Raw genomic sequence first — 24,210 nt, 5'->3', positions numbered from 1 at the left:
AAGGGAAGGGAACGGGTCGATGGAGCTGATGCTGTTCCACAGCCTGATCGTCGCCCATATCCTCACCGGCACCACCGGCGCCATCGCCTTCTGGGTGCCGGTGATCGGCCGCAAGGGTGGTGCGAACCACCGGCGCTGGGGCCGCGTCTTCACCTACGCCATGCTCGCCACCGGCAGTTTTGCCGTGGCGATGAGCCTGCTGACGCTGGCCGATCCCTTTGGCACGCATCCACATCTCGCCGCCGATTACGACGCGGCCTTCCTGCGCGGCATGTTCGGCTGGATGATGCTGCATACGGGCATCCTGACCATCAACCTCGCCTGGTATGGCTGGCTCTGCATCACCAACAAGCAGCACCACGCGGCGAACCGCACGAAGCTGAACCTCGGCCTGCAATACGCCGTCATCGCCGCGGCGCTGGCCTGCGCGCTGCAGGGCTGGATCATCGGCCAGAATCTGATGATCGGCATCGCCGTGGTCGGCGTCGCCACCGGGCTCACCAACCTGTGGTTCCTGCACAAGCCCAGCGTGGCGCGGGAGGATTGGCTGAAGGAGCATATCAAGGCCTTGGTTGGCGCTGGAATCTCCGTCTACACCGCCTTCATGGCCTTCGGCTCCGTGCGGGTGTTTCCGGAACTGGCGCTGCATCCGGCGATGTGGAGCATTCCGCTGATCGTGGGCCTGGCGCTGATCATCTGGCACCGGCTGGAGGTGGAGCGCCAGGCGCGCAACCGGCAGCGGCTGCGCGCGGTCGCCTGACTCCGATGCATGTGGTGGTGGTCGGCGCCGGGATCGGCGGGCTCACGGCGGCCGCGGACCTGGCCCGGCAGGGTGTGCGCGTCACGGTGCTGGAACGCGCGGCGACGCCGGGCGGCAAGATGCGCCATGTGCAGGCCGGCGGCGCCGCCATCGATGGCGGGCCCACCGTCTTCACCATGCGCTGGATCTTTGCCCAGCTCTTCGCGGATGCGGGCCGCAGGCTGGAGGATGCGCTGGTGCTGCAACAGGCAGATATCCTGGCGCGGCATGCCTGGCGGGAGGGTGGGCGGCTCGACCTCTTCGCCGATGTCGAACGCTCGGCCGAGGCCATCGGCGATTTCGCCGGCGCGCGAGACGCAAAGGGCTTTCGCGATTTCGCCGCCCGCAGCGCGGATATCTTCGGCACGCTGCAGCACAGTTTCATCGCGGCGCAGCGGCCCTCGCCGCTCGACCTCGTGCGTCGCGTCGGCCGGCTGGATGCGCTGTGGCGCACCGCGCCCTGGGCGACCCTATGGCAGGCCCTCGGCACCCACTTCACGGACCCGCGGCTGCGCCAGCTGTTCGGCCGCTACGCCACCTATTGCGGCTGCTCCCCCTTCCTCGCGCCGGCCACGCTGATGCTGGTGGCGCATGTGGAACAGGACGGCGTCTGGCTGGTGGAAGGGGGCATGCATCGCGTGGCGCAGGCGGTGCGCGAGCTTGCCGAAAGCCAGGGGGCGCAGTTCCGCTTCGGGGCGGAGGTGCAGGACATCCTCGTCCGGGGCGGCCGCGCCGCGGGCGTGCGGCTGGCCGATGGCGAGGCCCTCGCCGCGGATGCGGTGGTCTTCAACGGGGATGTCTCCGCCCTCGGCCAGGGGCTGCTCGGCGGCGCGGCCCGCCGCGCCACGCGGGACACGCCGCGCGCCGCACGGTCGCTGTCCGCCGTCACCTGGTGCCTGAACGCGGTGACGCGCGGCTTCCCGCTGACCCACCACAACGTCTTCTTCGCCGAGGACTATGCCGCCGAGTTCACGGCCATCTTCCGCGACCGGCGCATCACGGAAGCGCCCACCGTCTATGTCTGCGCGCAGGATCGTGGACATTCCGAGGTGCCGCCCGGCATGCCGGAACGCCTGCTGCTGCTGGTGAATGCCCCCGCGGACGGCGATCTGGCGGACCTCTCCGCCGAGGCGCTGGCCGAGTTGCAGCACCTGACGCTCACCCTGCTGCGCCGCTGCGGGCTGGAGATTGCGGCGACCGCGGAAAACACCACCGCCACCACCCCCGCCGGCTTCCACCGCCTGTTTCCGGGCACGGGCGGCGCGCTCTATGGCCGCGCCAGCCACGGCGCCACCGGCACCTTCGCCCGGCCCGGCGCCACATCCCGCCTGCCGGGACTCTACCTCGCCGGCGGCTCCGCCCATCCGGGCCCGGGCGTGCCGATGGCCGCCATGTCCGGCCGGCTGGCGGCGGCACGGGTGCTGGAGGAGAGGGTGCGGCGGTGATTCAAGGGAGGGCTCCGCCCTCCCTTCACCCTCCCGCGAAGGGGCAGCGCCCGCCTGCGATCACACGCAGGCCCTCACCACCTCGCTGCCATGCGGCACCACCTGGTCCAGGATCTTGGCCGAGGACACCACGCCCGGCACGCCGGCGCCCGGATGCGTACCGGCGCCCACCAGGAACAGGCCGGGCAGGTCCTCGCTGACATTATGCGGGCGGAACCAGGCGGATTGGAACAGCTGCGGCTCCAGCGAGAAGGCCGCGCCCTGCACCGACAACAGCCGATCCCGAAAGTCCTGCGGCGTCAGGATGCGGGAGGTGACGAGGCTGGCGCCGAGGCCGGGCAGCACCGTCTCCTCCAGCCGCTTCTCGATGGCGGCACGGTAGGGTTCCGCATGCCGTGCCCAATCCGTGCCGCTGCCGAGATGCGGCACCGGCGACAGCACGTAGAAGCTGTCGCAGCCCGGCGGGGCGAGGGAGGGATCCGTGGCGGTGGGCCGATGCAGGTACAGCGAAAAATCCTCCGACAGGATCTTACGCTTGAAGATGTCGGTCAGCAGGTCCTGGTACCGCGGGCCGAGCACCATGGTGTGGTGATAGACATCCTCGAAGCGCCGGTTGGTCCCGAAATACCAGACGAAGAGGCTCATCGAGGAATGGGCGCGGGCGACCTTGGCATCCGTCCAGCGGCGGCGCTTGTGCTCCGACAGCAGCCTTGTGTAGGTCCAGCCGACATCGGCGTTGGAGACGACGATATCGGCCGCGAGAGTCTCGCCACCGGCCAGCCGCACACCGCTGGCGCGGCCGTCCTTCACCGTGATCTGCTCGACCTGCGTGCCCAGGCGCAGCCGGCCACCGAAATGCTGGATGAGGTCGACCAGGCCCTGCACCACGGCGCCCATGCCGCCCATGGCATAGTGCACGCCGTGCAGCCGCTCGAGATGCGCGATCAGGCAGTAGTAGGCCGTGGTGCTCAGCGGATTGCCGCCGATCAGCAGAGGATGGAAGCTGAAGGCGATGCGCAGCTTGTCATTCGTGAAATAGTCGCTGACCTTGCTGTAGACGGTGCGGTAGCCCTGCAGGCGGAGCATGTCCGGCACCGCGCGCAGCAGCGCGGACAGCTGGTGGAACGGCTGGTCGGCCAGCTTGGCGAAGGCGACCGCGAAGATCTTCTCGCTGTCGGCGATGAAGCGTTCGAAGCCGGGCAGGTCCTCCGGCGCGATGCGGGCGATCTCGGCGCGGGTGGCGTCGAGATCAGCGCTGCAATTCATCACCGTGCCGTCATCGAAGCGGATGCGGTAGAAGGGGTTCATCGCGCGCAGGTCGAGATGGTCCGCCATGCGCTGCCCCGCCAGGGTCCACAGCTCCTCCAGCAGATAGGGCGCGGTGATGATGGTGGGGCCGGCATCGAAGGTGAAGCCGTCCTGCCGATAGACATAGGCGCGGCCGCCGGGCGCATCCAGCTTCTCCACCACCGTCACGCGCCAGCCGCGTGCGCCGAGGCGGATGGCGGCGGCCAGCCCGCCAAAGCCGGCGCCGATGACGATGGCATGCGGGCGCGTGTCATGGTGCAGATCGTTGCCGTCCATCAGGCGCAACCCCCCTTCAGGTGAAGCCCAGCGTCGCCAGCGCCAGAACCAGGTAGCGTCCGGTCTTGGCAATCGCGACCAGCAGCAGGAAGCGCCCGAAGGGTTCGCGCAGCACGCCGGCGGCCAGCGTCAGCGGATCGCCGATGATCGGCGCCCAGCTCAGCAGCAGGGACCAATGGCCCCAACGGCGATACCAGCCGCTGGCGCGTTCCAGCGCCGCCGGCTTCACCGGGAACCAGCGCCGGTCCTGCCAGCGCACCAGCTGCCGGCCCAGCGCCCAGTTGATGACGGAGCCCAAGGTATTGCCGGCGCTGGCGACCGCCACCAGCACCCAGGCCGGCTGTTCGCCCAGCAGCAGCAGCCCGACCAGCAGCGGCTCCGACTGCAGGGGCAGCAGGCTGGCGGCGCCCAGGGCCACCACGAAGAGTCCGAGAAGTTCCAGCAGATCCGACACGGAAGCTGTCATGCCGCATCGCGCGCGGGATGAAAATGCCGCATGGCCGGCGCCGCCCGAAGGCAGCGCCGGCCATGCGAAGCGCACGGTCGCCCGGCCATGCGGGCCGGGCGCCGTCTTGGCTCATTGCGGTGCGGCCGAAGCCGCGCGCAGCGGACCCTGGGAGACCAGGTTGAGCTCCGGATAGTCCTGCAGCATCGGCGCGCCATAGAAGGGCCGGTTGGCGCCCTGGTGGCAGGTGGCGCAGTTCACCTTCAGCGCATCGCCCGCCGGGCCCAGCCGCGGCATATGCGGGCCTTCCGCCGGCCCGCGCGGATGCGCGGCCCAGAGCGGCGTCAGCGGCACGACATAGGCCGTGTTCAGGTCCCGCACCATGCGGATGCCGTGCCAGGCCGTGAGCCGCGCCGGCGGGCTGGTGGACCAGTTCGCGAAGGAGCGGCTGTTGTGGCAGAAGGTGCAGTTCACGCCGAGACCCTCGGACATGTGCATCATCAGCGCATAGGTCCACTCCGCCTGCGGGACATTCGCCGTATTGCCGTTGGGGTGGGCGGCCGTGCTGATCACACGGATCTCGTTGTCCTGCAGCAGGAAGGGCGTGAAGGGCTCGCCGGGCAGGGAGCTGTCATTGGCCACGGGGGCCGGATGATTCTGCCCGCGCGGCGCCTGCAACCCGTTCTGCGCCGGGATGGCGGAGGCCCAGACCTCTGCCGGCACCGGGCGGCCGCGGTGGCAGGTATAGCAGGTGACGCCGGTATTGCCGACATGCGGCTGCCAGTCCGCATTGATGTGCCGCGTCATCTGCAGCATGCGGCGCGAGACCACCTTGGTGTAGATCTCGTCGGAGGCCATGTTCTCGACATTGTGGCAATAGGCGCAGCCCTGCTCGGGGGCGATCCACTCCGTCATCGCCTGCATGATGCGGCCGAACTGCGCGACGCTCAGCTCGCCCAGCACCTGCACGTTCTCGTAGATCTCCCGCGCCTTCTCGCCTTCCGCATCCGCCGCCTCCGGCGCTTCGGGGATGCGGTTGGCGGCGAGGCGCACCGCCTGGGTGCGCGGGTTCACCACCTGCTCCATGGCGGTGCCGCGGAAGCCCACCTGCGTGGCGCGGACCGGCGGCCTTTCGAAGGTCATCAGCACGATCACGACGCAGAGGGCTGCGGCGAAGACCAGGCCAACGCGTGCCGTGAGGCTCATCGCGGTGCTCCTTGCAGGGCGGGCGTTGCGGCCAGCGCCGGGTCGACGACCGGCTGCCAGATCTGCGGATAGGCCGGCGCGAAGTGCCGATCGACGGCCCAGAGGTACCAATTGTCCACCACGGTGCCGGTCAGCAGGATGCCGAGGCCGCCCGTCAGCGGGCAGAGAACGGCGAACCACCAGGCCCAGCGATGGATGCTCTCGAAGCTGGCGTTGAAGCCCATGCACCAGCGCCAGAACAGCGCACCACGCTCGGCCGCCGTGCCGCGATCCAGCACCAACTCGATCTCACGCTCACCGCCGTAGCGGCCGAGGGCGAGGATGGTCGCGCCGTGCATCGCGAAGAGCAGGGTCGATCCATAGAGGAAGACGATCGAGAGGGCGTGGAAGGGGTTGTAGAAGAGGTTGCCGTAGCGGATCGAGAAGGCCGCGGTCCAGTCGAGGTGCGGGAAGATGCCGAAGGGCACCGCCTCGGACCAGGAGCCCATCAGCACGGGGCGGATGAAGCCCAGCACCAGGTAGAGCCAGATCGCGGCGGCGAAGGCCCAGGCCACATGCGTGCCCATGCCGAGCGCCCTGGCGCGGCGATAGGTGCGGGCCCACCAGAGCAGGATGGAGACCGTCAGGCAGAAGCCGGCGACGATCCACCAGCCGCCCTCGCGCATCGGCGGGATGCGCAGCCCGTATTGCGCGGGCGGCGGCTCCAGCGCCAGCCAGAAGAGCTGGCGGATGAACTGCACCGGATCCCAGTTCACCGAGGCCAGCATGTTCAGGCCGATGATCTCGAAGGCGATGAAGCCGAAGACCAGCGACAGGACGCCGAGCGTGCCGAGATAGACCGGACCGACCTGGGCATCGCCGAGCATGCCGAAGAGGTGCACGAAGGTTCCCTTGCCCTCGCGCTGGGAATTCCCCGCGAGCAGCTGGGCCGTGCCCATCGGCGTGCCGGGGTAGGGCGTGGGGCCCCTGACCTGCACGCGGGTGAAGAGGTTCTGATATTCAGGCATCTGCGTTGTCCCCCTTCCCCGTCACTTGTTCCAGATCGGCAGGTTGAGCCACCAGCCCCACCATTCCGGCCAGCCACGCGTCCAGAAGGGCCCGCTGATGACGATGCAGACCGCGCTCCAGAATCCCGCCGACAGCGCCAGGAAAAGGCCGAGGCGGTGGATACCGAGCGTGCCGATCGAATAGCCGATCAGGTCGCGGAAATAGGTGTTCTCATGCTCCGCGGTCTTCACCACCTCGCCCTTGGCTGGGTTCAGTGCGGAGAGCACCAGGCCACCATGCATCGACAGCGCCAGCACCGTGGTGAAGAAGAAGGTCACCGCGATCATATGCGCCGGGTTGTAGTGGAAGTGCAGGTGCTGGTAGCCGACGTTCGACACCCAATCGAGATGGCTGAAGATGCCGTAGGGGAAGCCATGACCCCAGGCGCCCATCAGCACGGGGCGGATCACCACCAGCGTGATATAGGCGAAGACCGCAACGCCATAGGCGATGGGGATGTGATAGCCCATGCCCAGCTTGCGGGAGATCTCGGCCTGGCGCAGCGCCCAGGACACGAAGGCCCCGATGGCGCAGACCGTGATGGCCTGCCAGAGTCCGCCCTCGGCCATCGGTGCCAGGCGCAGACCGTAGCTGAGGTCCGGCGGCGCGATGTTGATGAGCCAGGGGTTGAAGGTGCCGCCCATCGCCGCGCCCATCAGGATCAGGCCGACACCGAGGAAGGTGAAGAAGGCCGTGGTGATCCCGAAGAAGCCGATCCAGAACGGGCCTATCCAGAAGTCGAAAAGGTCGCCGCCCACCAGGGTGCCCCCGCGGACGCGATATTTCCGCTCGAAAGTCATTATCGCCATCGCATGACGCTCCCAATTGGGCGCGACCTGCGCCCGCCTGCCTGTGTCGTCGTCCTCGACAGCGGGCGAGGCCCGCTGTGCTTGCCTCGCCCGCTGCCGCGGAGCGACACCGGCGCCTGCGCCTTGCTAGCGCATGGCCCCGACCGGTTGCCCCGGGGTGAAGGTTGCCGGCGTGGCGCACCAGCCCACGTGATCGCAGTACCGGGGCGAGCTGAGCACCACGATGTGGATCAGCCCCGCAACGGCCACCACGCCGACCATCGCCAGGAACAGCGATCGCCGCGGGTCCACGACCATCCAGATCTTATGCATAGTTTCTGTCTCCTCTCTCTCGCAGGGTCTGGCGCCTCAGAAGAAGCGCCAATCCGGCGGGACGATCTGGTTGCCGTAAACCAGCGGCCGCCACAGCCACACCAGGATATGCGCGCCCATCGAGGCGAAGACGGAGAAGGCCCAACCCTGGATCAACAGGGAATGGATCTCTCGCGCCTCGCCTTCGGTCAGGCCGGTCTTCGAACCTTCGGCCATCAATTCGACCTCCAACTGGCCTTTCGGCCGCCACCGCGCTGATCCCGCGCGGCTGGGATGGAAAAGGCGGGAAACCGCCGAGGCCGACTCGCAAACCGCTTGCGGCGGCAGACGAGATCGGAAGGGTGCAGGGGCCGCGTCACGCGACGCCCTCCGCAACGGGATGCGCGACAGCATCGCCCAGCTCGCGCTGGACGCGTTCGCGCAGGATGCGTGTCTCGCCGGCCGCGCGCGCGGCGCGCTCCACCGCCTCCCGCAGCCGCTTGGCGGCGGAGATGCGCAGCAGGAAGGGCTCGGCGGCCACATGCGCATCGAGCAGCGCGACGGCCTCATCCTCCCAGACCTCGGCCGCGCGCGTGGGCGTCGGCTCCACGCGGTCGAGGTCGGTGCCCAGCGGGATCATGTGGAACAGCGCATCGAAGAGCGCGTTGCAGTATTCCTGCACGATGTAGGTCGCGCCGGCATAGCCCATGAAGGGCGTTCCGGTGGCGCGGCGGATGATGGCGCCCGGGAAGCTGGCCGGGATATACATGGCGCGCGACTTCAGCTCCGCCGCATACATGCGTTCGTTGAAGCTGCCGAAGAGCACCAGCGGCGGCGACTTCTTCATCGCCTCGCGCACCGCGGCATTGTCCGGCTTCTCGCCGGCCTTGCGGCTGAAGGCGAAGGCGCAGGGCACGCCCATTTCCTCGCCGAGGAAACGCTGGAGGCCACGCGCGTAAGTGTCGGTCGCGACGACCGCGAAGCTGGCACTGGCAAAGAAGTCCTGGGTGACGCTGCGCCAAAGGTCCCAGATCGGCTTGATGGTGGTGTGCTTCTCGCGCTCGATGAAGGCTTCGGGGTCGAGGCCCGTCAGCTCGCCGAGCTTGCGGAGGAAGTTGGTGGTGGCGAACAGGCCCATGGGCGCGCGCAGCCAGGGGCGTTCCAGCTCCTCGCACAGCTTCTGGCCGAATTCGCGATACATGCAGATGTTCACATCCGCATCCGGCAGTTTCGCGATGTCCTCCACATGGCTGCCGAGGGGGAAGACCAGGTTCACCGTGCAGCCAATGCCTTCCACCAGGCGGCGGATTTCGGCGAGATCGGAGGGCATGTTGAAGGTGCCGTAGATCGGGCCGATGATGTTCACGCGCGGCGTCGGGCCCAGCTTCGGGTTTCGCGCGCGCATCTTGCGGCCGCGGGCGCCGAATTCGGTCCAAAGCCACATGATGGCGCGGTCCGCGGCCTGCCACTGATCCTCGTCGATGGTGCGGCAGATGAAGCGCTGCAGGTTGCTGCCCTGCGGCGTCACGCCGCCGCCGATCATCTCGGCGATGGAGCCGGTGACGACGACCGCCGGCAATTCCTTGTCCTGCGTGCCGGCGGCGCGGCGCATGGAATCCTCGGTGCCGTTCTTCGACAGGCTGTCCTCGTCGAGGCCGGTGACGACCACCGGCAGCTCATGCGGCGGCAGCGCATCCGTGTAGTGCAGCACGGCGGTGACGGGCAGGTTCTCGCAGCCTACGGGGCCGTCGATCACCACGCGCAATCCGCGCACGGCGGAGAAGGCGTAGATCGCGCCCCAATAGCCACCGGCCCTGTCGTGATCGAGGACAAGCATCTTACGTGCCCACCGATTCTTCGGCTTTCGCCTTGGCCGCCTGGATCTTGCGCTGACGCTCCCGGAAGCCCGGCGGATCCACCGGCTTGTCGCGGAACCCGTAGCCCGCGCCATCGAGCGTGCCGACGCCCTCGAAGAAGCTGACCATGCGGCTGAAGCGTTCGCGCCCCTTGGTCTGGGCGGCGACGATGCCGGCCATGGAGCCCGCGCCGGCGGCGCCGAACAGCGGCCGTGCCGAGACCATATTGGTGAAGTAGAGCGCGGGAATGCCGAGCTCCTTGGCCTTCTGCACCAGCGGCGTGGTGCCGAGCGCCAGGTCCGGCTTCACCTCCCGCATCGCCGCCATGTCCTGCTCCAGGCTGGCGCGGTACTGCACATGCGTGCCGCGCGCTTCCAGCCAGTCCCGGTCGGCGTCGGACCATTCGGTGCGCGGGCAGGCGGTGCCGACATAGGGCACTTCCGCGCCCGCCTCCACCATCAGCCGCGCCACCAGCAATTCGGAGCCCTCGTAGCCGGAGACGGTGACGCGGGCATTGATCGGCGCCGCGGCGAGCGCGGCCTTGATGGCCGGCAGCGCACGCGCCTTGGCGGCATCGAGCTGCGCGGCGGTGGTGCCGGTGGCGCGCGCGATGGCCTCGAGCCAGGCCGCCGTGCCGTCCAGCCCCACGGGGCCGGAGCCCACCACAGGCCGGCCGGCGGCGCGGAATTCGCGGATGCTGGCGGTGTAGAAGGGATGCACCGCCGCGGCCACTTCGCAATCCAGCGCGGCATAGAGGTCGCGCCACTCGCGCGCCGGCGTCTGCGGCGCCACCGTCAGCCCCATCGGTGCGAGCATGGCGCCGACACCCATCGGGTCCGCCGGGAAGAGCTCGCCGATCAGCGCGACGGTGCGCTCGCCATCGATCATCTGGCGCGGCCGCGCCACGGGGCCGGCCTCGGCCTCGCCGCGGGCATAGCGCAGCATGGCGCCGGCCAGCACATCCTTGGCTTCCGCATGCGTCGGCACACCGAAGCCCGGCACGTCGATGCCGATGATGCGCACGCCGTTGATCTGCTTCGGCAGCAGGTCCAGCGGCACGCCGGAGGCGGTGGGCACGCAGAGATTGATGATGACGACGGCGTCGTAGTCCTCGGGCTTCGCCGTCTCCGTCACCGCATCCCGGATATCCTCGAACAGCTTTCCGGTGACCAGCGTCTCGGAGTTGAAGGGCACATAGCCCACCGTGCGCCGTGCGCCGTAGAAGTGACTCGTAAAAGTCAGGCCATAGACGCAGCAGGCGCTGCCCGAGAGGATGGTGGCGGTGCGCCGCATGCGCAGGCCGACGCGCAGGCTGCCGAAGGCCGGGCACATGCTCTGCGGCTGGTCATGCGGGCCGCGCGGGTAGTTCTTCGTCAGCTCGTCCATCACCAGGGACTTGCCGGCAGCGCGCGCGGCAGCCTCCAATGTCTCGCGGCCTCCGTGGCAACCGGCGGTCTCGGTCATGGTTCAGGCGCCCTCATAGACGACTTCGAGGGACGGCTTGTTCAGCACCTCGGCGCCGCACATGTCCTCCATCGTCGCCGGGTCCAGCACCACGCCGCGGCCCACCGCATCGCCCTTGAACAGGTTCAGCAGGTTCTCATGCGTCAGCGGATAGGGGCGGACGGGTGGCGCGCCGGCGACCTGCAGGGCCAGTTCCTCGAAGACGCTGGCCCATGGGCCGCCCGGAACGCCGACAATCTCGTAATTCGCGGACTTGCGGCGGATGTCGTCATCGGCCGGGATCGCGGCCAGGATGGGGATGCCGACTTCCTTGGCAAAGGCCTGGGCCTCGCCGGTGCCGTCATCCTTGTTGATGACCATGCCGGCCACGCCGACATTGCCGCCGAGCTTGCGGAAATACTCCACCGCCGAGCAGACATTGTTGGCGACGTAGAGGCTCTGCAGATCGTTGGAGCCGACGACGATGACCTTCTGGCACATGTCGCGCGCGATCGGCAGGCCGAAGCCGCCGCAGACCACGTCGCCGAGGAAATCGAGCAGCACGAAATCGAAGCCCCAGTCGTGGAAGCCGAGCTTCTCGAGCAGTTCGAAGCCATGGATGATGCCGCGGCCGCCGCAACCGCGCCCGACTTCGGGTCCGCCCAGTTCCATCGCGAACACGCCGTCGCGCTGGAAGCAGACATCCTCGATGCGCACCTCTTCGCCGGCGAGCTTCTTGACGCTGCTGGTCTCGATGATCGTCGGGCACGCCTTGCCGCCGAACAGCAGGCTGGTGGTATCGGACTTGGGATCGCAGCCGATCAGCAGCACGCGCTTGCCCTGCTGCGCCATCATGTAGCTGAGATTCGCCAGGGTGAAGGACTTGCCGATGCCGCCCTTGCCGTAGATGGCGATGATCTGCGTTTCCTTCTTCACCGGCCCGGTGGCGATGGCATCCGGCTCCTGCGCCGCTTCCTCGCGCAGCGCATCCGCCATGCTCTGCTGCGCCGTGGTCGCCGCGGGGGACGCCGTATGTGCGTTCATGAGCATGCTCTCCAATCGAGGATCATCTTGAGGCACGCGGGATCGTCGAAGGCGGTGCGATAGGCATCCTGTGCGGCGGCGGCATCGCGCCGATGCGTGATGAGGCCGTCGAGCGACAGGCGCCCCGCATCCAGCAGCGCGCGCACCGCCACCAGGTCCGGCTCCCGCCACTCGGCGGTGACGCGGAAGCGCGCCTCCCGCATGAAGGCGGGCGGGAAGGAGAAGCTGAGCGGCGCGCTGTAGAAGCCGGCCAGCACGATCTCCCCACCCGGCGCCAGGCGCTGCACCAGGCTGTCCAGCAGCGCGCCGTCGCCGCTCACATCGCAGATGCTGCGATAGTCGCGCCGGGCATCGTCTTCCGGCACCGTCACGCGATAGCCGGCAGCACCCGCGGCGCGCAGCGGATTGGTCTCCCAGACCGTGGGCGTGCCGCCCGCGGCCACCACCAGCCGCGCCACCAGGCGGCCCAGCACGCCATGGCCGATGATCAGCTCCGGCAGCTCCTGCGCGATGGCGTGCTGCGCCGTGGCGGCCAGCGCCATCAGCACACCCGCCTCGCCCAGCGCCTCGTCGATCGGCACGGCGCGCGTGCCCGGCAGCACCAGCCGCGCCGCGGCGCCACCGAACAGGCCGCGCACCGCACCGAAGCACTTCGCGCCAGGCACGAAGACCCTTTCGCCGACGCGGCGCCTGGAGGCGGGACCGGCGGAGGCCACGCGGCCCACGGATTCGTAGCCGGGCACCAGCGGATAGCCCATGCCGGGAAAGTTCGGCATGCGGCCGGACCACAGCAGGCGCTCCGTGCCCGTGCTGATCCCGCTCCATTCCACATCCACCACGATATCCTCATCGCCCGGCGGCGTGAGGTCGAGGCGGCTCAGAACGAGACGTTCCGGCGCTTCCAGCAAGACTGCCACGGTGTCCACCTGGACGGCCGCTCCCTTTTGGTTGTGTGTCAGCCTATCCTGACAGTTGGCTATGTCAAGATAAACTGACAACGAAGCGTCAGGACTTGCTGACATCCGCGACGATCAGCCGGGTGAGCAGCGGGGTGGGCGTGGACAGCGCCCGGCTGGCGGCGAAGCCGGCCTCGGCCAGCATGGCGCGCAGCTCCTCCGGCCGGCGCGGACGGCCGCGCCCCATGGCGAGGAGGTAGAAGCCGAAATAGGCCTCGCCCATCGGCTCCGCCCCGCTGGTGCCGGCCATGGGTTCCGCGATCAGCAGGCGGCCGCCGGGCGGCAGCGCGGCGCGTGCCGCGCGCAGCAGGCCCAGCACGACCGCATCGTCATGGTCGTGCAGCACGCGGACGAAGCTGATCAGGTCCGCGCCCTGCGGCAGCGGATCGCAGCTGAAATCGCCGCCGAAGACCTGCGCGCGGCCCGCCAGCCCCCGCGCCGCGAAGCGCGCCGAGGCCCGCGCCGCCACCTGCGGCAGATCGAACAGCATCAGCCGCAGATCCGGCGCCTGGGCCGCGACCTCCGACAGGAAGGCCCCCTCCCCGCCGCCCACATCGAGCAGCGCGCGGTGACGGCTGAAATCGTAGCTGGCGAGCACCTCCGCCGCGACCATGGGCTGGGAGGCGGCCATCAGGGCCGAATAATCGGCCACCCGCTCCGCGCCCAGCGCATCGGGCGCCGCAGCGCCGGCATAGGCCCAATAGGCGGAAAGGGCATTGCCCCCCCTCTCCCGCCGCAGCAGGGCCACGGGGTCGGCCAGGTCCGCGTAGAGCAGCGCATGGTGCTCCACCATGGCGGCGATGCCGGGATTGCCGATCATGGCGGCGCCGAGCGGTCCCAGCACCCAGAAGCCGTCGGCGCGGCGGCGCGTGAGGTTGAGCGCCGCGGCGGCGGCCAGCAGCCGGCCCATGGCCTCGGGCGGCACCGAAAGGCGCAGCGCCAGCGCCGCCTCGCTGGCCGGCGCCTCATGCAGAATGTCGAAGAGCCGCAGCTTCACGCAGGCCGCCAGCACCTGCGAATAGACGAAGCCGGCGCAGAGATCGAAGAGCTGGCGCGCCCGCCTGCGCGCCATCGGACGCGTGAGCGGGAAGCGCGCCGCCCAGGCGCGAAACCCCGGGCTGGCCGTGACCCCTTCGCGCCAGGCGCGGAAGCGGTCCAGCAGGCTGGGCGCGGCGAGGATGGCGGGGCGTGTCACGCCGCCTGGGCGGCCAGCTTGGCGGGCACCAGGCGCTTCGCCTCCGCCAGAATCAGTCCGCGCAGCAGGGACTGGCCGAGGCAGGCCGGAATCGCCGCCACCGCCTGCTCCGACAAGGCGCGCAGCCGGGCCACCGCCCCCTCCAGCCCGAATTCCGCCACCGCGCTGGGCCGGCCGAGCGCCTTGTCCACGCCCACCGGCTTGCCCAGCGTCGCCTCATCCTCCACGGCGTCGCGCAGGTCGTCCGCCACCTGATAGGCCTCGCCCAGCCGGTCGCCGAGCAGGCGCCACAGCTCCGGCTCCGCATGGCCCGCGGCGGTGGCGCCGGCCACCGTCGCGGCGGCAAAGAGGCTGCCGGTCTTCTGCCGCTGGTATTCCGAGAGATCGGCGCGCGGCTCGCATTCCCAGGCCTGGCCGGCGACGATGCCGAAGGGCACGCCGACGCCATCCCCCACCGCCAGCAGCAGCGGGCCCAGCCGTTCCGGCGCGGCCGGCGCGGCGCGGGCCAGGGTCTGGAAGGCCAGCACGATCAGCGCATCGCCGGCCAGCACCGCCAGGGGCGCGCCGAAGGCGCGGTGCACGCTGGGCTTGCCGCGCCGCGTCGCGGCATCGTCGAAGCAGGGCAGGTCGTCATGCACCAGGCTGGCGCAATGCAGCAGCTCGATCGCCGCCGCGGCGGCCGAGGACAGGCCCGGCCGGTCATCGCCGCAGGCCGCCGCCACGGCCAGTGCGAGCCGCGGCCGGATGCGTCCGCCCTTGGGGAAGACCGCATGGCGCAGCGCCGCGGCCAGCCGCGGTGGCGCGCCCGCCGCCTCCGCAGAGAGCACGGCATCCGCGAGGCTGGATTCGATGCGCGACACGGCATCCATGGGAAACCCTCCCGACTCCGCCCGGCCTGTTTGTCATCCCGGCTTGTCAGACATGACTGTCAGTCTTTCTTGACACTCAAGTCAACCGCGAATCGGTCACGCGGGCTTGAGGCGCGGTCGGGCGCCGTCCACCCCACTTGACAGTGGCGGGGGTCCTTGTCGGCCAGCGCCGGCAGCGGGCCGTCCGCGGAACCCATGAAGGGGGAAGCGAAGGATGGCTGAGGTCCTGACCACCACATCCGATTTCCACCCGGCCGCCCCGGCGCTGCGCCGGATCGGCCTGCCGGATCTGGCCCTGGCGCTGCGTCGCGGCTGGAGGGATTTCCTGGCGACACCCACGCAGCTGATGTTCCTGTGCGTGCTCTATCCCGCCATCGGGCTGGTCGCCGCGACCCTGGCCGCGGGCGGCGACGTGATGCACCTGTTCTACCCGATGGCCGCCGGCTTCGCGCTGCTCGGCCCGCTCGCCGCGCTCGGCCTCTATGAGATCAGCCGGAGGCGGGAGGCCGGGAAGCCGGCCCGCTGGTCCAATGCATTCGACGTGCTGAGATCACCGGCCCTGCCAGGCATCGCGGCGCTCGGCCTGCTGCTGGTCGTGCTCTTCCTTGCCTGGATCTGGGCCGCGCATGCGATCTACGGGGCGACGCTCGGCGCGCTGCCGCAGGCGCAGGGCGGGCTCGGCGGAAGGGCGCTGCTGCAGCAGGTCTTCGGCACGGCGGAGGGGCAGCGCATGCTGCTGCTGGGCCATCTGGTCGGCCTCGGCTTCGCGGCCGTGGTGCTGGTGCTCACGGTGGTGTCCTTCCCCATGCTGCTGGATCGGCCGGAGGCCGGGCTGGGCCAGGCGGTCGGCACCTCGCTGCGCGCGGTCGCGGCGAATCCGCTGCCCATGGCCGCTTGGGGGCTGATCGTCGCGGTGCTGCTGCTGGCCGGCTCGCTGCCGCTGTTCATCGGGCTGGCGGTGGTGCTGCCGGTGCTGGGCCATGCGACCTGGCACCTGTACCGGCAGGTGGTGCCGCGCTGAACTACATGCGGCCCAAGGCCGAGGGATCGGCGAGGCGGTCGAAGAGCGCGACGGCGCGGGCGATCCGCTCCGGCAGGCTGTCACGCGCCGGCATCGGTTGCGCGGCCACCGCCTCCACCAGGAAGCCCGTGGCCGATAGGGGCGGCGCAGGATTAGGGGCCCGGCGCGCCGCCAAGGCGGCCAGGCCGCGCGCCATCAGCAGCGCCTTGCGACGGTTCGGCACCACGGCGCGACGGGTGACCGAATCGCCGCCCTGGCGCTCCACCGCGCGGCCGATGCCGGCATAGACATGCCGCGCCGCGCCGATTCCCGCGCGGCAATCCCAGGGCAGGCGCGCAAAGCCATCCTCGGCGCGCGCGTAAAGCAGATCCGCCGCATCCAGCAGCCGCTGCACCACGCGGCCGAGGCCCGGGGTGAAGCGCGGCGCGGCCAGGAATTCGTCGGCGCGAAGGCCCTCCTCCGCCAGCCAGTCCAGCGGCAGATAGAGGCGCCCGTTGCGCGCATCCTCGCCCACGTCGCGGGCGATATTCGTGAGCTGCATGGCCACGCCGAGATCGCAGGCGCGGGCCAGTGCGGCGGGGTCGCGCACGCCCATCAGCAGCGTCATCATCGCGCCCACGGTCGCGGCCACGCGCGCCGCATAGCCCTCCAGCGCCGCCAGGGTCGCGTAGCGCCGGCCCTCGCCATCCCAGGCGAAGCCCTCCAGCAACGCGGCCGGCAGCGCCTGCGGAATCGCGTGATCCCGCACCACCTGGGCAAAGGCGCGATCCGCCGGATGCGCCTGCGGCCGTCCGGCATAGATCGCATCCAGCCGGCGCTGCAGCGGCGGCAAGGCGGCGACGGGATCCGGCGCCTCGTCGATCGCATCATCCGCGACGCGGCAGAAGGCATAGAGCGCGGCGGCCGGTTCCGCGATGCGCGCCGGCAGCAGCAGCGCCGCGGCGCGAAAGGATTTCGAGCCACTGGCCAGCATGGCGCGACAGGCGGCGCGATCGGAGTCGGAGATATCCGTCATGCCGCCATCTCCCGCGTCATTTCGCCGAGGATCAGCGCGGCGACCCGGCCCGGCTGCTCCTCATGCGCCAGGTGGCCCAGCCCTTCCAGGGTGACGATGCGCGCGGCGGGCAGCAGGCGGCGCACCTGCTGGGCCTGCACCGGCGGCACGGCGCGATCCTGCGCGCCGACCACCAGCAGCAGGCGCGGTGCGAGTTTTGGCAGGTCGCGCAGCAGCGGCACCAGGTCCCAGTTCGCCATCATGCCCAGCGCGGCCGCGAGGTGCCCCGAATGGCGGAACAGCCGGGCGTAGAGATCGACGCCGCGCGCCTCGATGCGGCTGCCCGTGTCGCGCAAAAGGCGTTCCGCCACGGCGCGGTCCGCGGCGCGCCAGGCAAAGAGGCTCGGCACGAAGGGCAGGCCCACCAGCATCCGCGCGGCGCGGGTGAAGAAGGCGGCGTGCCGGTCGCCGAGCGGCTGCAGCGCGCCGTTCAGGCTGATGATGGCCTCCGGCGCGATGCGGCCGTCGAGCGCCATGCGCAGCAGGATGGCGGCACCGGCGGAATGCCCCGCCGCGAGCACCGGCCGCAGCCCGAGCACGCCCAGCAGCGCGGCGACGGAGGCCGCCATGCCCGGCAGCGAAAGCCGCGCGGTCGGCACCGAATCCGAAAAACCATGGCCGGGCAGGTCCGGCGCCACGACGGTGAAATCACGCGCCAACAGCGGGATCAGGTCGCGCCAGGAATGCGTTGCCGCCGCGGTGCCGTGCAGCAGCAGCAGCACCGGCCCCTGCCCCGCCACCATCACATGCCAGCGCAGCCCGGCGGCGGTGACGAAGCGGCTCGCCTCCCGGTTCGGCCAGTCGCGGCCCTCGAGGCGCCAGTCGGGGCGTTCGGCCATCACGCCGCCTCCCGCACCGTCGCGACGGCCGCCGAGAGTTTTGCCGAATTCACACTGGGCAGCGCCAGGTAGCGGGCGCCCATGGCCTCGGCGAGCTGCTTTGCGAAGGGCTGCGGACGCGGCGCGGTGTCCACCAGCAGCGTGGCGAGGCCAGAGGCGCGGCAGGGGGCGGCGGCGGCCAGCGCATCGGCCTCCGCCCGCGGGCGGCCGGCGCTGCCATCCCGGGCGATATTGGCGCGGCCATCGGTCAGCAGCACCAGCAGCGGCGTGCGGCCACGGCGGCGTGCTTCCTCGGCAAGCGCCAGCGCCGCATCGATGCCGGCGGCGAGCGGCGTGGCGCCGCCGCCGGGCAGGCCCGCCAGGCTGCGCTTGGCGCGCAGCAGCGAATTGGTGGGCGGCAGCAGCAGCTCCGCCGCGCGGCCCCGAAAAGCCACCACCGCGACGCGGTCCCGCCGCACATAGCAATCGGCCAGCAGCAGCTCCACCGCGCCCTTGGCCTCGGCGAGTCGCGCCAGCGCGGCGGAGCCGGAGGCATCGACGGCAAAGATGGCGGTGGTTTCCGTGTGCTGCTGGAAGCGCAGCAGGCGGATGTCGTCGCGCGTCACCCGCACCAGCGGGCCGGCGCCGCCTTCGCGCCGCCGCAGCCCCTGCCAGGGCGCCGCGGCGCGCAGCGTTTCCACCAGGGCCAGGCGCGCGCCCGCCCGCAACGCGCCGGCGCGCGTGCCGATGGGGCGGCCGCGCTGCGCCGAGCGCCGCATCTGCCCGGCGCGGCCCTGGGCGCCGACCTGGCGCGCCGCCTCCCGCGCCCCGGCCCCCAGCGTGGCCAACAGGCCGGTGGGCAGCGCGGCGCGGGTGGCCTCCAGCAACATCTCCTGCAGCGCACCGGAGTCCGGCTGCCTCTGGCTCTCGGCGCTGTCCTGGTCCTCGGGCGGCGGGGGTTCCGACGGTTCGGGCTCGGATGGCGCCTGTTCCGGCAGCTGCGTGGCGCGCGGGCCATAGACGAGGCGCACGGCGAGCGCCGCATCCGCCTCCTCCACCGCAGCATGTCCGGCCAGCGCCGCCGCGGCGCGGGCGGCGCGCAGGGCGAGGAGGGGGGCGCGCAGGCTGTGGATGCCGAAGGCCAGGGCGGCGGCGCAGAGCGCCGGCAGCAACGTTTCGGGCAGCGTGATGCCCGGAAGCCGCGTACGCGCCTCCTGCACCGGCTGTGGCGGCGCGGAGGGCAGCTGATCCAGCACCAGCCGGAAGGCGAGTCGCTCGGCAAGGGCCGCCGGCGGTGCCTCCTCCTCCGCCAGGCCCTCATCCAGCGCCACCACGGCGAGGCGCGCGGGCAGGGTCAGGGCGAGGCCGTCGCGCTGCACCGCGACCTCCCCCGCATCCAGCACCGCGCAGAGTTTCGCGGCGGTCGTCGTATCCATGCGCTCCGCCATCGCGGCCACCAGGATGCCGCCATCGGCCTCCGCAAGCACGCCGCGCTCCGCGACGGGCCGGCCGCTGGCGAGCGTCGCGGCGAGATCGAGGCCGCCCAGCAGGCGCGAATCCGGAATGCCGAGCGGCAGGCGCCGCCAGGGCGTGCCTTCCGGCAGGGCGGCGCGCAGCCGCGCCAGCCAACCCTCCCGCGCCGGGCCCGGCGCGGCGCGCAGCACGGCGCCGCCGAGGCCCACGGGATCGATCGCGAGCAGCAGCGCGGCCAGCTCCGCATCGGCAGAGGGCCCCGCCGCGCTCACGGCCCGAACAGTTCCGCTACCGCGCGATCCACCCGCGTCGTGGCCACCGCCTCGTCCAGCGGGTTGCGGCGCAGGCGGTGGCGCAGCGCGGGCGCGGCGATGCGGCGCAGATGCGGCACACCGACCACCTCCTCGCCCTCCAGCGCCGCGAGCGCGCGCGCGGTGCGGATCAGGGTCAGCTCGCCGCGCAGCCCATCCGTGCCCAGCGCCATGCAGAGCCGCGCCGCATTCTCGAGCGTCGCATCCGGCACGGCGACCGCGGGCAGCAGCGCCCGCGCCGCCAAGATTCTTGCCCGTGTTGCATCGGCCGCCTCGGCCCAGTCCGCCAGGAAGGCGGCGCTGTCGCGCTCGAAGGCGTCGCGCCGCCTGATGACCTCGACGCGGGTGGCGAGGTCGGTGGGGGTGCGGACATCGACGGAGAGGCCGAAGCGATCCAGCAGCTGCGGCCGCAGCTCGCCCTCCTCCGGATTGCCGCTGCCGACCAGCACGAAGCGCGCGGGGTGGCGGATGCTGATGCCCTCGCGCTCCACCACATTCTCGCCGGAGGCCGCGACATCCAGCAGCAGGTCGACCAGGTGATCCTCCAGCAGGTTCACCTCGTCGATGTAGAGAAAGCCGCGATGCGCGCGGGCCAGCAGCCCCGGCTCGAAGGCCTTCTGGCCATGCGCCAGCGCACGCTCGATATCCAGTGCGCCGGCGACGCGGTCCTCCGTCGCGCCGAGCGGCAGGTCGACCACCGGCACCGGCACCGTGGCGACCGCCAGCTCCGCCGCCAGCTGGCAGGATTCACAAAGATCCGCCGGCCGCGCGGGGTCGCAGCTGAACCGGCAACCGGCCACCGCCTGCATCGGCGGCAGCAGCGCCGCCAGCGCGCGCACCGCGGTGGACTTGCCGGTGCCACGATCGCCAAAGACCAGCACGCCGCCGACCGAGGGATCAACCGCCGCGATCAGCAGCGCCAGCTTCATCTCGTCCTGGCCGACGATCGCATCGAAGGGAAACACCGGCCGCGCCTGCACGGCCTTGCGCGTCACCAGGGCGGAGGGCCCGAGATCCATCAGGCGGCCCGCTGCAGGCTGAATTGCGACCAGACGGCCGAGAGGGCGTTCACCAGATGGTCCATGTCGGCATCGCTATGCACCGGGCTCGGCGTGATGCGCAGCCGCTCCGTGCCGCGCGGCACGGTGGGGTAGTTGATCGGCTGCACATAGACGCCGTGGTCGTCCAGCAGGATGTCGCTGATCGCCTTGCAGACCACGGGGTCGCCCACCATCACCGGCACGATGTGGCTGGGATTGTCGAGATGCGGCACGCCGATGGCATCCAGGCGCTTGCGCAGCGTCGCCGCGCGCTCATGCAGCCGCACCCGTTCCACGTCGCTCGCCATCAGATGCTCGATCGAGGCGCGGGCGCCGGCCGCAATCGCCGGCGGCAAGGCGGTGGAGAAGATGAAGCCGCTGGCATAGCTGCGCACGAAATCGCACATGGCCGCGGAGCCCGCGATATAGCCGCCGATCACGCCAAACGCCTTTGCGAGAGTCCCTTCGATGACCGTGAGGCGATGCGAGACGCCATCACGATCCGTGATGCCGCCGCCATTGGGCCCGTAGAGGCCGACGCCATGCACCTCGTCGCAATAGGTCATCGCGCCGTACTTCTCGGCCAGGTCGCAGATGGCGCCGATGGGGGCGATGTCGCCATCCATGGAATAGACGCTCTCGAAGGCCACCAGCTTCGGCGCGGCGGGGTCGATCTCGGAGAGCACGCGCTCCAGATCCACCAGGTCGTTGTGGCGGAACATGCGGCGTTGGGCGCGGGAATGGCGCATGCCCTCGATCATCGAGGCGTGGTTCATCTCATCCGAGACGATGACGCAGCCCGGCATGCGCGCCGCCAGGGTGGAGAGCGAGGCCCAGTTGGACATATAGCCCGAATTGAACAGCAGCGCGTCTTCCGTGCCATGCAGCCGCGCCAGGGCACGCTCCAGCAGCACATGCTCGTGGTTGGTGCCCGAGATATTGCGCGTACCGCCGGCGCCGGCCCCGTGCTGGTCCAGCGCCTTGTGCATCGCCGCCAGCACCTTGGGATGCTGCCCCATGCCGAGATAATCGTTCGAGCACCAGACGGTGACCTCGGAGGTCTTGCCATTGCGGTGCCGCGTCGCCTTGGGGAATTGCCCGGCATGCCGCTCGATATCGGCGAAGACGCGGTAGCGGCCCTCGCGGCGGAGGCTGTCGAGTTGGGCACGGAAGAAGGACTCGTAGTTCATCTCGGACCCCCAGTGGCCGTCTTCGTGGCCGGTCGTGTGCCGCAATGTGGCGCGCATCCTATCATGTCACCGGCGCCGTTGCCGGCGGACTAACACCGCCCGCCCGCCCTTTCCGCGAGGCCAGGCCCCAGCGCCAGAGCGCATCCGCCGGCACGGGCATGACCATGAAGATGTGCTCGATCAGGCCCAGCGCCACCAGCGTGGCGAGCAGCGAGAAGCCCGCCACCTGATGCGGCGTCGCCCCCGGGGCGATCGCTTCCTGCACCAGCAGCAGGCAGGCCAGCAGCCCGGACGCCGCCGAGACCGGGAAGAGCAGGTTCATCCGCCGCCGGCGAAAGAAACTTTCCAGGTAGCGGAGGTGATCCGGCAGGAAGGCCTCCGCCAGGTTCCGCACGCCCAGATAGACATTCAGCTTGGCCGATTGCCGCATCACCCAGAAGGCGAGGAAGGTCCACAGCCCGATGCGGTTCGGCGCTCCCCAGGTGGCGAGCGCGATGCAGGCCGCGCCGGCGATGATCGCCAGCTCATGCCATAGCACCGCCGCCAGCGCCGCCCGCAGCCGCACCCAGCCCGTGGCGCCCGGCGGGCATGCGGTGCGGCGTGGCCCGGTGACGAGGCCAGTGAGGAAAGCGATCTCGATCCAGGCCCAGACCAGCAGCCCGCCCAGGAAGCCGAGATAGGCGCCGCGCGTCGTCGTCTCCCAGGCGGTGGCGTGCAGCATCGCCAGGGCCGCGATCAGGAGCGTGGTGGCGCCGAGCATGGTCCACCGGAAGGTCTCCCGCCGGAGCCCGTCCAGGTAGAGGATGACGCCCGTGCTGAACCACCAGATGAACAGGGTGAACAGCGCGGGCAGCCCATGCTCGGCCATGACGCTACCAGGCCGGCGAGAGGCGGGGGTCGGCCGGCAGCGCCTGGCGCCGCGGCGGCAGGAAATACAGCCGTACGAAGCTCGCCGCCGCCGCCACCGACAGCGCGGCACGCTTCACGCCACCGACCACGCCGCCCTGCGCCTTGGCCGCCGCGATGCCGTCGCCGATCTTCCGCAGCCGCTCCAGCCCGCGCAGGAAACTCGGATTGTCCACATCCAGCGTCGCCGGGAAGACCTGCCGGCAGATCTCCTCCGTGATCCGGAACACCTTCATGTCGTAGTCGGTCGGCGTCATGCCGAGCGCCTTGTGGAATTCCGGCCGCGCATGGTCGCGCACATACATGGTGGCGAAGACCGCGAGCTGGAAGAACCGCACCCAATAGACATTGGCGCCACTCAGCAGATGCGGATTGGCGCGCATCAGCAGGGCAAAGGCCTCGCCGTGGCGGAACTCGTCGTTGCACCAGTTCTCGAACCACTTGAAGATCGGGTGGAAGCGCAGCTCCGGATGCCGCTCGAACTGGCGGAAGATGGTGATGTAGCGCGCGTAGCCGATCTTCTCGGAGAGGTAGGTGGCGTAGAAGATGAACTTCGGCTGGAAGTAGTGGTACTTCTTCGCCTTGGTCAGGAAGCCCAGGTCGACGCCGACGCCGACATCCTTCAGCGCATCGTTGATGAAGCCCGCATGCCGGCTTTCATCCCGCGCCATGACGCTGAAGATGTCCTTCATGTCGGGATTGGTGACGCGCTTCTTGATCTCCGCGTACAGGACGCAGCCGGAAAATTCCGCGGTGACGGAGCTGACCAGGAATTCCAGCAGCTCCTTCTGCAGCGGCTCCGGCAGGGCCTTGATGTCGAATTCGTCGAATTCGCTGGTGCGGGTGAAATGGCCCTTGTTCGGGTCGGCGTGGAACTCCGCCATCATCGCATCCCACTGCGCCCGCACGGGCTCGATGCTGATGCGGTCCATCGCGGCGAAATCGGTGGTGTAGAAGCGCGGCGAGAGCACCGTTTCGGTCAGCGCCATCTTGGTGGCGATGCCATCCGCATCCGGGCGCCCGCCCGGCGTCAGGCCGGCCGCCGGGGCCTCGGCCACCACGGGCCCGTCGAGGATCAGGCGTTCCATGCGACGGCCTCCTTCGGCTCGAATCCGCAGTGGTAGAGCTCCGTCAGCTCGAAGATCGCGACCCACTGGGTCCAGAAGCGCGTCAGCGGCCCGGCGCGCAGCACCGTCGCCCGCGTCTCGAAGGTCATCCGCTCGCCGAAGGCCACATGGCCCGGCGTGCCGTGCACGATGACCTGGTCGCCGGGGCGGAGAAAAACCCCCTCCGGCACCGCATAGGCGTGAAAACTATCCGCCGTTCTCTCGATATCCACCGTGCAGGGCACTTCGAGGGTCTCACCCCCACCGAAGATCGCCCGGCCCACTCCCCAGCGGCCGTTCAT

24 protein-coding genes are annotated in these 24,210 nt (G+C 70.4%); 3 read left to right on the top strand and 21 right to left on the bottom strand.

Annotation, left to right across the window (positions count from 1 at the left end; translation table 11 throughout):
* Nucleotides 1-19: 19 nt before the first annotated feature.
* Together ACTIF1_RS06425 and crtD are read left to right on the top strand one after the other, a co-directional pair.
* Complete coding sequence (locus tag ACTIF1_RS06425) at nt 20-760, top strand: hypothetical protein (RefSeq protein ID WP_439595555.1); 741 nt, start codon at nt 20-22, stop codon at nt 758-760.
* Between the two features lie 5 nt (nt 761-765).
* A complete protein-coding gene (gene crtD, locus ACTIF1_RS06420) occupies nt 766-2,244 on the top strand; it encodes a 1-hydroxycarotenoid 3,4-desaturase CrtD (protein WP_439595554.1) in 1,479 nt (492 codons plus the stop codon).
* A gap of 60 nt (nt 2,245-2,304) precedes the next feature.
* On the opposite strand, the gene ACTIF1_RS06415 is transcribed toward crtD, so the two are convergent.
* The 13 genes from ACTIF1_RS06415 to ACTIF1_RS06355 all read right to left on the bottom strand — a co-directional run bounded on the left by ACTIF1_RS06415 (nt 2,305) and on the right by ACTIF1_RS06355 (nt 14,989).
* Complete coding sequence (locus ACTIF1_RS06415) at nt 2,305-3,828, bottom strand: phytoene desaturase (protein ID WP_439595553.1); 1,524 nt, start codon at nt 3,826-3,828, stop codon at nt 2,305-2,307.
* A 16-nt stretch (nt 3,829-3,844) separates the two neighbouring features.
* Nucleotides 3,845-4,294: a YqaA family protein gene (locus ACTIF1_RS06410; protein WP_439595552.1), complete on the bottom strand. Its 450-nt coding sequence runs from the start codon at nt 4,292-4,294 to the stop codon at nt 3,845-3,847.
* A 111-nt stretch (nt 4,295-4,405) separates the two neighbouring features.
* Nucleotides 4,406-5,479 carry a photosynthetic reaction center cytochrome PufC gene (gene pufC, locus ACTIF1_RS06405; RefSeq protein WP_439595551.1) on the bottom strand — a complete coding sequence of 358 codons (1,074 nt, stop codon included), beginning with the start codon at nt 5,477-5,479 and terminating at the stop codon, nt 4,406-4,408.
* Nucleotides 5,476-6,486, bottom strand: a complete 1,011-nt coding sequence (pufM, locus tag ACTIF1_RS06400; protein WP_439595550.1) for a photosynthetic reaction center subunit M — start codon at nt 6,484-6,486, stop codon at nt 5,476-5,478. The genes pufC and pufM overlap by 4 nt, the downstream gene beginning before the upstream one ends.
* A gap of 21 nt (nt 6,487-6,507) precedes the next feature.
* A complete protein-coding gene (pufL, locus tag ACTIF1_RS06395; protein ID WP_439595549.1) occupies nt 6,508-7,335 on the bottom strand; it encodes a photosynthetic reaction center subunit L in 828 nt (275 codons plus the stop codon).
* A 126-nt stretch (nt 7,336-7,461) separates the two neighbouring features.
* Nucleotides 7,462-7,647: a light-harvesting antenna LH1, alpha subunit gene (gene pufA, locus ACTIF1_RS06390; RefSeq protein ID WP_439595548.1), complete on the bottom strand. Its 186-nt coding sequence runs from the start codon at nt 7,645-7,647 to the stop codon at nt 7,462-7,464.
* A gap of 36 nt (nt 7,648-7,683) precedes the next feature.
* Nucleotides 7,684-7,863, bottom strand: coding sequence for a hypothetical protein (locus tag ACTIF1_RS06385; RefSeq protein ID WP_168034689.1), 180 nt, complete (start codon nt 7,861-7,863; stop codon nt 7,684-7,686).
* A gap of 139 nt (nt 7,864-8,002) precedes the next feature.
* Nucleotides 8,003-9,463: a chlorophyllide a reductase subunit Z gene (bchZ, locus tag ACTIF1_RS06380; protein WP_439595547.1), complete on the bottom strand. Its 1,461-nt coding sequence runs from the start codon at nt 9,461-9,463 to the stop codon at nt 8,003-8,005.
* Nucleotide 9,464: 1 nt separating this feature from the next.
* Nucleotides 9,465-10,946 carry a chlorophyllide a reductase subunit Y gene (gene bchY / locus ACTIF1_RS06375; RefSeq protein ID WP_439595546.1) on the bottom strand — a complete coding sequence of 494 codons (1,482 nt, stop codon included), beginning with the start codon at nt 10,944-10,946 and terminating at the stop codon, nt 9,465-9,467.
* 3 nt (nt 10,947-10,949) lie between these two features.
* Nucleotides 10,950-11,969, bottom strand: coding sequence for a chlorophyllide a reductase iron protein subunit X (locus ACTIF1_RS06370; RefSeq protein ID WP_439595545.1), 1,020 nt, complete (start codon nt 11,967-11,969; stop codon nt 10,950-10,952).
* Nucleotides 11,966-12,895, bottom strand: a complete 930-nt coding sequence (bchC, locus tag ACTIF1_RS06365; protein ID WP_439595544.1) for a chlorophyll synthesis pathway protein BchC — start codon at nt 12,893-12,895, stop codon at nt 11,966-11,968. The genes ACTIF1_RS06370 and bchC overlap by 4 nt, the downstream gene beginning before the upstream one ends.
* A gap of 79 nt (nt 12,896-12,974) precedes the next feature.
* Entirely contained in the window at nt 12,975-14,120 is a 1,146-nt protein-coding gene (locus tag ACTIF1_RS06360) for a methyltransferase (protein ID WP_439595543.1), read from the bottom strand.
* Nucleotides 14,117-14,989: a polyprenyl synthetase family protein gene (locus ACTIF1_RS06355; RefSeq protein WP_439595542.1), complete on the bottom strand. Its 873-nt coding sequence runs from the start codon at nt 14,987-14,989 to the stop codon at nt 14,117-14,119. Before ACTIF1_RS06355 ends, ACTIF1_RS06360 begins: the two co-directional genes overlap by 4 nt.
* Before the next feature lie 214 nt (nt 14,990-15,203).
* Between ACTIF1_RS06355 and ACTIF1_RS06350 the strand changes: the two genes are divergently transcribed.
* The gene (locus tag ACTIF1_RS06350; protein WP_439595541.1) at nt 15,204-16,010 is read left to right on the top strand and encodes a DUF2189 domain-containing protein; all 807 of its coding nucleotides are present in this window, start codon (nt 15,204-15,206) and stop codon (nt 16,008-16,010) included.
* A gap of 1 nt (nt 16,011) precedes the next feature.
* On the opposite strand, the gene ACTIF1_RS06345 is transcribed toward ACTIF1_RS06350, so the two are convergent.
* The 8 genes from ACTIF1_RS06345 to ACTIF1_RS06310 all read right to left on the bottom strand — a co-directional run bounded on the left by ACTIF1_RS06345 (nt 16,012) and on the right by ACTIF1_RS06310 (nt 24,210).
* Nucleotides 16,012-17,025, bottom strand: a complete 1,014-nt coding sequence (locus ACTIF1_RS06345; protein WP_439595540.1) for a phytoene/squalene synthase family protein — start codon at nt 17,023-17,025, stop codon at nt 16,012-16,014.
* The gene (bchO, locus tag ACTIF1_RS06340) at nt 17,022-17,903 is read right to left on the bottom strand and encodes an alpha/beta fold hydrolase BchO (protein WP_439595539.1); all 882 of its coding nucleotides are present in this window, start codon (nt 17,901-17,903) and stop codon (nt 17,022-17,024) included. The genes ACTIF1_RS06345 and bchO overlap by 4 nt, the downstream gene beginning before the upstream one ends.
* Nucleotides 17,903-19,627 carry a magnesium chelatase subunit D gene (locus ACTIF1_RS06335; RefSeq protein ID WP_439595538.1) on the bottom strand — a complete coding sequence of 575 codons (1,725 nt, stop codon included), beginning with the start codon at nt 19,625-19,627 and terminating at the stop codon, nt 17,903-17,905. The genes bchO and ACTIF1_RS06335 overlap by 1 nt, the downstream gene beginning before the upstream one ends.
* Nucleotides 19,624-20,685, bottom strand: a complete 1,062-nt coding sequence (gene bchI, locus ACTIF1_RS06330; protein WP_439595537.1) for a magnesium chelatase ATPase subunit I — start codon at nt 20,683-20,685, stop codon at nt 19,624-19,626. Before bchI ends, ACTIF1_RS06335 begins: the two co-directional genes overlap by 4 nt.
* A complete protein-coding gene (gene hemA, locus ACTIF1_RS06325; RefSeq protein WP_439595617.1) occupies nt 20,685-21,896 on the bottom strand; it encodes a 5-aminolevulinate synthase in 1,212 nt (403 codons plus the stop codon). The genes bchI and hemA overlap by 1 nt, the downstream gene beginning before the upstream one ends.
* A 61-nt stretch (nt 21,897-21,957) precedes the next feature.
* Entirely contained in the window at nt 21,958-22,764 is an 807-nt protein-coding gene (gene puhE / locus ACTIF1_RS06320; RefSeq protein WP_439595536.1) for a putative photosynthetic complex assembly protein PuhE, read from the bottom strand.
* Nucleotides 22,765-22,768: 4 nt separating this feature from the next.
* Nucleotides 22,769-23,890, bottom strand: coding sequence for a magnesium-protoporphyrin IX monomethyl ester (oxidative) cyclase (acsF, locus tag ACTIF1_RS06315; protein ID WP_439595535.1), 1,122 nt, complete (start codon nt 23,888-23,890; stop codon nt 22,769-22,771).
* Nucleotides 23,878-24,210 (bottom strand): hypothetical protein, encoded by a 333-nt coding sequence (locus ACTIF1_RS06310; RefSeq protein ID WP_439595534.1) that lies wholly within the window; start codon nt 24,208-24,210, stop codon nt 23,878-23,880. The genes acsF and ACTIF1_RS06310 overlap by 13 nt, the downstream gene beginning before the upstream one ends.

The sequence above is a fragment of the Falsiroseomonas sp. genome, from assembly GCF_051860665.1.
Taxonomy (GTDB): domain Bacteria; phylum Pseudomonadota; class Alphaproteobacteria; order Acetobacterales; family Acetobacteraceae; genus Falsiroseomonas.
This window is presented reverse-complemented; position numbering and strand designations above follow the sequence as displayed.

What these genes read in the sequence shown, in the direction of transcription:
- ACTIF1_RS06425 (WP_439595555.1), top strand. Translation starts at nt 20, where the DNA reads ATGGAGCTGATGCTGTTCCACAGCCTGATCGTCGCCCATATCCTCACC.
- crtD (WP_439595554.1), top strand. Translation starts at nt 766, where the DNA reads ATGCATGTGGTGGTGGTCGGCGCCGGGATCGGCGGGCTCACGGCGGCC.
- ACTIF1_RS06415 (WP_439595553.1), bottom strand. Translation starts at nt 3,828, where the DNA reads ATGGACGGCAACGATCTGCACCATGACACGCGCCCGCATGCCATCGTC.
- ACTIF1_RS06410 (WP_439595552.1), bottom strand. Translation starts at nt 4,294, where the DNA reads ATGACAGCTTCCGTGTCGGATCTGCTGGAACTTCTCGGACTCTTCGTG.
- pufC (WP_439595551.1), bottom strand. Translation starts at nt 5,479, where the DNA reads ATGAGCCTCACGGCACGCGTTGGCCTGGTCTTCGCCGCAGCCCTCTGC.
- pufM (WP_439595550.1), bottom strand. Translation starts at nt 6,486, where the DNA reads ATGCCTGAATATCAGAACCTCTTCACCCGCGTGCAGGTCAGGGGCCCC.
- pufL (WP_439595549.1), bottom strand. Translation starts at nt 7,335, where the DNA reads ATGGCGATAATGACTTTCGAGCGGAAATATCGCGTCCGCGGGGGCACC.
- pufA (WP_439595548.1), bottom strand. Translation starts at nt 7,647, where the DNA reads ATGCATAAGATCTGGATGGTCGTGGACCCGCGGCGATCGCTGTTCCTG.
- ACTIF1_RS06385 (WP_168034689.1), bottom strand. Translation starts at nt 7,863, where the DNA reads ATGGCCGAAGGTTCGAAGACCGGCCTGACCGAAGGCGAGGCGCGAGAG.
- bchZ (WP_439595547.1), bottom strand. Translation starts at nt 9,463, where the DNA reads ATGCTTGTCCTCGATCACGACAGGGCCGGTGGCTATTGGGGCGCGATC.
- bchY (WP_439595546.1), bottom strand. Translation starts at nt 10,946, where the DNA reads ATGACCGAGACCGCCGGTTGCCACGGAGGCCGCGAGACATTGGAGGCT.
- ACTIF1_RS06370 (WP_439595545.1), bottom strand. Translation starts at nt 11,969, where the DNA reads ATGAACGCACATACGGCGTCCCCCGCGGCGACCACGGCGCAGCAGAGC.
- ACTIF1_RS06355 (WP_439595542.1), bottom strand. Translation starts at nt 14,989, where the DNA reads ATGGATGCCGTGTCGCGCATCGAATCCAGCCTCGCGGATGCCGTGCTC.
- ACTIF1_RS06350 (WP_439595541.1), top strand. Translation starts at nt 15,204, where the DNA reads ATGGCTGAGGTCCTGACCACCACATCCGATTTCCACCCGGCCGCCCCG.
- ACTIF1_RS06345 (WP_439595540.1), bottom strand. Translation starts at nt 17,025, where the DNA reads ATGACGGATATCTCCGACTCCGATCGCGCCGCCTGTCGCGCCATGCTG.
- bchO (WP_439595539.1), bottom strand. Translation starts at nt 17,903, where the DNA reads ATGGCCGAACGCCCCGACTGGCGCCTCGAGGGCCGCGACTGGCCGAAC.
- bchI (WP_439595537.1), bottom strand. Translation starts at nt 20,685, where the DNA reads ATGGATCTCGGGCCCTCCGCCCTGGTGACGCGCAAGGCCGTGCAGGCG.
- hemA (WP_439595617.1), bottom strand. Translation starts at nt 21,896, where the DNA reads ATGAACTACGAGTCCTTCTTCCGTGCCCAACTCGACAGCCTCCGCCGC.
- puhE (WP_439595536.1), bottom strand. Translation starts at nt 22,764, where the DNA reads ATGGCCGAGCATGGGCTGCCCGCGCTGTTCACCCTGTTCATCTGGTGG.
- acsF (WP_439595535.1), bottom strand. Translation starts at nt 23,890, where the DNA reads ATGGAACGCCTGATCCTCGACGGGCCCGTGGTGGCCGAGGCCCCGGCG.
- ACTIF1_RS06310 (WP_439595534.1), bottom strand. Translation starts at nt 24,210, where the DNA reads ATGAACGGCCGCTGGGGAGTGGGCCGGGCGATCTTCGGTGGGGGTGAG.